Origin of the sequence: Streptomyces sp. NTH33 (assembly GCF_003236365.1) — a bacterium.
Classification (GTDB): Bacteria; Actinomycetota; Actinomycetes; order Streptomycetales; family Streptomycetaceae; genus Streptomyces.
The window spans coordinates 1-4,163 of sequence record NZ_POTZ01000550.1; the positions used below are offsets into that span (position 1 = coordinate 1).

General features: G+C 71.9%; 6 protein-coding genes. 3 read left to right on the plus strand and 3 right to left on the minus strand.

Going from position 1 to position 4,163, the window contains the following annotated elements:
• Positions 1-302 (minus strand): hypothetical protein (locus tag C1I97_RS32635; RefSeq protein WP_111006648.1); only part of this gene is annotated, 302 nt, incomplete at its 3' end.
• Positions 293-904, minus strand: a complete 612-nt coding sequence (locus tag C1I97_RS32640) for an ATP-binding protein (protein ID WP_111006644.1) — start codon at positions 902-904, stop codon at positions 293-295. The genes C1I97_RS32635 and C1I97_RS32640, both read right to left, overlap by 10 nt.
• A gap of 274 nt (positions 905-1,178) precedes the next feature.
• On the opposite strand from C1I97_RS32640, the gene C1I97_RS32645 reads away from it, so the two are divergent.
• The 3 genes from C1I97_RS32645 to C1I97_RS32655 all read left to right on the plus strand — a co-directional run bounded on the left by C1I97_RS32645 (position 1,179) and on the right by C1I97_RS32655 (position 3,183).
• Positions 1,179-2,042: a helix-turn-helix domain-containing protein gene (locus C1I97_RS32645; protein WP_111006645.1), complete on the plus strand. Its 864-nt coding sequence runs from the start codon at positions 1,179-1,181 to the stop codon at positions 2,040-2,042.
• Positions 2,039-2,275, plus strand: a complete 237-nt coding sequence (locus C1I97_RS32650; protein ID WP_111006646.1) for a DUF397 domain-containing protein — start codon at positions 2,039-2,041, stop codon at positions 2,273-2,275. Before C1I97_RS32645 ends, C1I97_RS32650 begins: the two co-directional genes overlap by 4 nt.
• Before the next feature lie 83 nt (positions 2,276-2,358).
• On the plus strand, positions 2,359-3,183 hold the full coding sequence (locus tag C1I97_RS32655) for an SAM-dependent methyltransferase (protein WP_111006647.1): 825 nt from the start codon (positions 2,359-2,361) through the stop codon (positions 3,181-3,183).
• A 141-nt stretch (positions 3,184-3,324) separates the two neighbouring features.
• Here the strand turns inward: C1I97_RS32655 and C1I97_RS32660 are convergent.
• Positions 3,325-4,163 (minus strand): FAD-dependent oxidoreductase (locus C1I97_RS32660; RefSeq protein ID WP_181447015.1); only part of this gene is annotated, 839 nt, incomplete at its 5' end.

Genomic DNA, 4,163 nt, shown 5'->3' on the forward strand with positions numbered 1-4,163 from the left:
CCGGTGGAGTAATGGGCCGGAGCCGGCCAGTGCAGGGCGTAGTCGGAGTCCGCGGGGACGATCCACCACCAGTGCGCGCGGTCGGCGTAGACGCAGCCCACGCGGGGGAGCCGGGGCATGAGCTGGGACCCGAGGTGGGCGGGGACCGCCACCGCGTCACAGCCCAGGGGGGTCGTCATGCCCTCGGGGACGGTCAGGCTCCGGGGTACGGGTGCGCCGGGTGTGCGCGCGTCGCGGCCCACGCGTACGAGCGTGTCCAGGCTGAGCGCACGGCCGGGGCCCAGGGCGCCGGTCACAGCCATACGGCCCCCGCTCCGCGGTGCGTCCGCGGGTCGTTGCCGCCGTCCGCGTCGCGGGACGGGCCCGGTTTGGGGCGGGCGCCCCAGCCGAGGTCGTTCCGTGCCTCCTGGGCGGGAGCGGACCCGCGGGAGAGCTCCGCCCACACCATCAGGCCGGGGCCGTACTCCTGCACGCCCCACGCCCGGCACAGCGCGCCGACGAGAAGCAGGCCCCTGCCGTGCTCCTCCTCCGGAAGCCGGAGCGACGGGTGCGGCTGACCCGGGGCGCACCCCTCGTCGCGCACGGCTATGCGCACCAGGTCGTCACCGTCCTGCAACTCGCACATGATCTGGCCGCTGGCGGTGTGCACGATCGCGTTGGTGACCAGCTCGGAGACGACCAAGGTCGCCGTTTCGCAGGTGTCCTCGCACACGGACCAGCCGGTCAGCCGGTCTCTGACCAGGCGCCTGGCCTGGGCGGGAGAACCGGGATGCGCGGCCAGTTCGAAACGGAACCGACGCTGGGCGGCGGCCTCGCCGAGGCACGCTCCCGTGGGGGCACCGGAGCCCGACGGGCTCGCGGACGGGTCTGTTCCTAAGGGCGGGGACGGAATCACGCTTGCCACTATCTCCCCGCCGGGAACACTTGGCAAGTGGCACTCTGAAAAATGCAGAGTGCTGTGTGACGCGGTGGGAGGGCATGGCACACTGCACGCAACAGCACGTCGAGCGGCGCCAGTTGGGGCTGCCTGGGATCGCCTGGGACCACCTGGCATCGCCGGGGGCCTGCCGCGAACCTCGGCCGGTCCCCGTGCGGCGCCGCGGAGTTGCCGGTCCGCCGGACAGTCCGGAAGGTCCTGACGTGGTGTCATCCGGTTGAGTCAGTCGTGGAGGTGGAGTGTGAGCGAGCCGCGGTCCGCGCCGACCGTCGGGCAGGTCGTGCTCGGCCGGCGCCTGCTGGACCTGCGGGAGCGTGCGGGACTCAAGCGCGAGGAAGCCGCGCGCATCCTGCACGTCGCCCCCGCGACCGTGCGCCGTATGGAGATGGCCGAGGTCGCCCTCAAGATCCCGTACCTGCAGCTGCTGTTGAAGGCCTACGGCGTTCCCGACGACGAGGCCGAGCTCTTCGTGCAGCTCGCCGAGGAGGCCAACCGCCCCGGCTGGTGGCAGCGTTTCCACGACATCCTGCCGGGCTGGTTCTCGATGTACGTCAGCCTGGAGGGCGCCGCCGCGCTCATCCGGTCGTACGAGCCGCACTTCGTCCCCGGCCTGCTGCAGACCGAGGACTACGCGCGCGGCGTGCTCAAGTCCGGGGCCATCGGCCAGACCAGCCCCGAGGACATCGAGCGCCATGTCGCGCTGCGCATGCAACGCCAGGACCTGCTCACCCGTTCCGACGCGCCCAGGTTCTGGGCGGTGATGGACGAGACCGCGCTGCGCCGCCAGGTCGGCGGCCCCGAGGTGATGCGTGCGCAGGTCGACAAGTTGCTTCAGGCCACGAAGCTGCCCAACGTGACGCTCCAGGTCGCCCCGTTCTCCTCGGGGCCGCACCCGGGCACGTACGGGCCCTTCGTGCTGTTCCGATTCGCCGTGCCCGAACTGCCGGACATGGTCTACAGCGAGTACCTGACCGGCGCCGTCTACCTGGACGCACGCGAAGAGGTGGCGACCCACCTCGAGGTCATGGACCGCATGGCGGCGCAGGCCGCCACAGCACATCGCACGAAGGAGATCCTCCGGGATCTCCGCAAGGAGCTCGAATGAAACGCATCTACAACGGCATGCCCGCCCGGGAACTGGGCAGCGAGGGCTGGCACAAGCCGTGGAGCGGCGGCAACGGAGGCAACTGCCTGGAGGCGATGAAGCTGGCCGACGGCCGGATCGCGGTCCGTCAGTCGACCGACCCGGACGGACCGGCGCTCATCTACACCACCGACGAGATCACGGCGTTCATCGAGGGCGCGAAGGCGGGGGTGGCGGACTTCCTGCTCGCATGAGTTTTGTTTTTGTCTCAACTCTCTTGTTTTGGCGATAACTTGATCACTAATTCCTTCTTCCTCGGATGCTTAAGAGGTGCTGTATGACCGCGCGTGAGAACGAGACCGGGACCGGGAACGAGACCGCGATCGACACGAGCAGGCCGCATCCCGCGCGGATGTACGACTGGTACCTCGGCGGCAAGGACAACTACCCCGTCGACGAGCAGATGGGCCGGCAGATGCTGACCATCGACCCGCGGGTGCCGGTGATGGCCAAGGTCAACCGCGCGTTCATGCACCGGGCCACGCGGTGGCTGGCGGGGCAGGGCATACGGCAGTTCCTGGACATCGGCACCGGCATCCCGACCGAGCCCAACCTCCACCAGGTCGCCCAGTCGGTCGCGCCCGACGCACGCGTCGTCTACTGCGACAACGACCCCATCGTGCTGGCCCACGCGGCAGCCCTGCTGCGCTCCACGCCCGAGGGGGTCACGGAGTACCTCCAGGCCGACGTGCGCGACCCGGCCACGATCATGGAGGGCGCCCGCAAGGTCCTGGACCTCGGCCGGCCCGTGGCCCTCTCCATGATCGCCCTGCTCCACTTCATCTCCGACGAGGACGGCGCCCACGAACTGGTCTCCCGCCTCCTCGCCGAACTCCCCTCCGGCAGCTACCTGATGATGACCCACGCCACCGCCGACTTCACCCCGGAGGCGTCGGCGGCGGCGACGGCGAAGCTGAAGGGCGCGGGGGTCACCCTGGCCCTGCGCTCCCGCGAGGAGTTCGCCCGCTTCTTCGACGGCCTGGAACTGGTCGACCCGGGCGTCGAGATCGTCCACCAGTGGCGTCCGGAGCTGGGCGACCCGGTCCCGGGCCAGGACGACGGGGTGATCCCGGGGTACGGGGCGGTGGCGCGCAAGCCGTGACGCAAGCGGTGGCGTGCGAGCCGTGACGCAAGCGGTGGCGTGCGAGCCGTGACGCAAGCGGTGGCGTGCGAGCCGTGCCGCCGTGCCGCCTGGCCGCCGGGCTCGCGCCGGGCTGTCTCAGACCCTCATCGGGCGGCGGTCTCAGACCCTCATCGGACGGTCGTGGGGACCGATGGGGGACGGGAGACGGGACGGGGCGCCGGTCAGGTGCTGGTCCACGGCCGCCGCGACCGCGCGGCCCTCGGCGATGGCCCAGACGATGAGGGACTGGCCGCGGGCCGCGTCCCCGGCGGCGAACACGCCGGGGACGTTGGTCGCGAAGGCGCGGTCGCGGGCGATCGTGCCGCGGGGCGTGAGGTCCAGGCCCAGCTGGGCGATCAGGCCGTCCTCCTGGGACGGGCCGGAGAAGCCCAGCGCGAGCAGGACGAGGTCGGCGGGCAGCGTGCGCTCGGTGCCCGGCAGCGGGCGGCGCCGCGCGTCGACCTCGACCAGGTGCAGCTCGCGCACGTGCCCCTCGGCGTCACCGGTGAAGCGGAGCGTCGACGCCGCGAACAGCCGCGCGTCGGCGTCCGCGGCGGGCGCCGTGCGCAGGGCGCCCGCCTCCTCATGGGCGGCCGACAGCCGATAGACCTTGGGGTACGTCGGCCACGGCTCGGTGTCGTCGTCGCGCTCCGCGCCCGGCTGGGCGTAGATGTCCAGCTGGGTCACGGACGCGGCGCCCTGCCGCACCGCCGTGCCCAGGCAGTCGGCCCCGGTGTCCCCGCCGCCGACGATCACGACGTGCCGGCCGGCGGCGGACACGGGGGACGCCTCCAGGTCCCCCTCGCACACCCGGTTGGCCAGCGGCAGATACTCCATGGCCTGATGGATCCCGGCCAACTCCCGCCCTGAAATCGGGAGTTCCCGCCACGCCGTGGCACCCGTGGCGATCACCACGGCGTCGTAGCGCGCACGCAGCTCCGCCGCCCCCACGTCCCGCC

Bases quoted from the DNA above. Each gene is read 5' to 3' on its own strand.
- C1I97_RS32655 (WP_111006647.1), top strand. From the start codon at position 2,359: ATGACCGCGCGTGAGAACGAGACCGGGACCGGGAACGAGACCGCGATC.
- C1I97_RS32650 (WP_111006646.1), top strand. From the start codon at position 2,039: ATGAAACGCATCTACAACGGCATGCCCGCCCGGGAACTGGGCAGCGAG.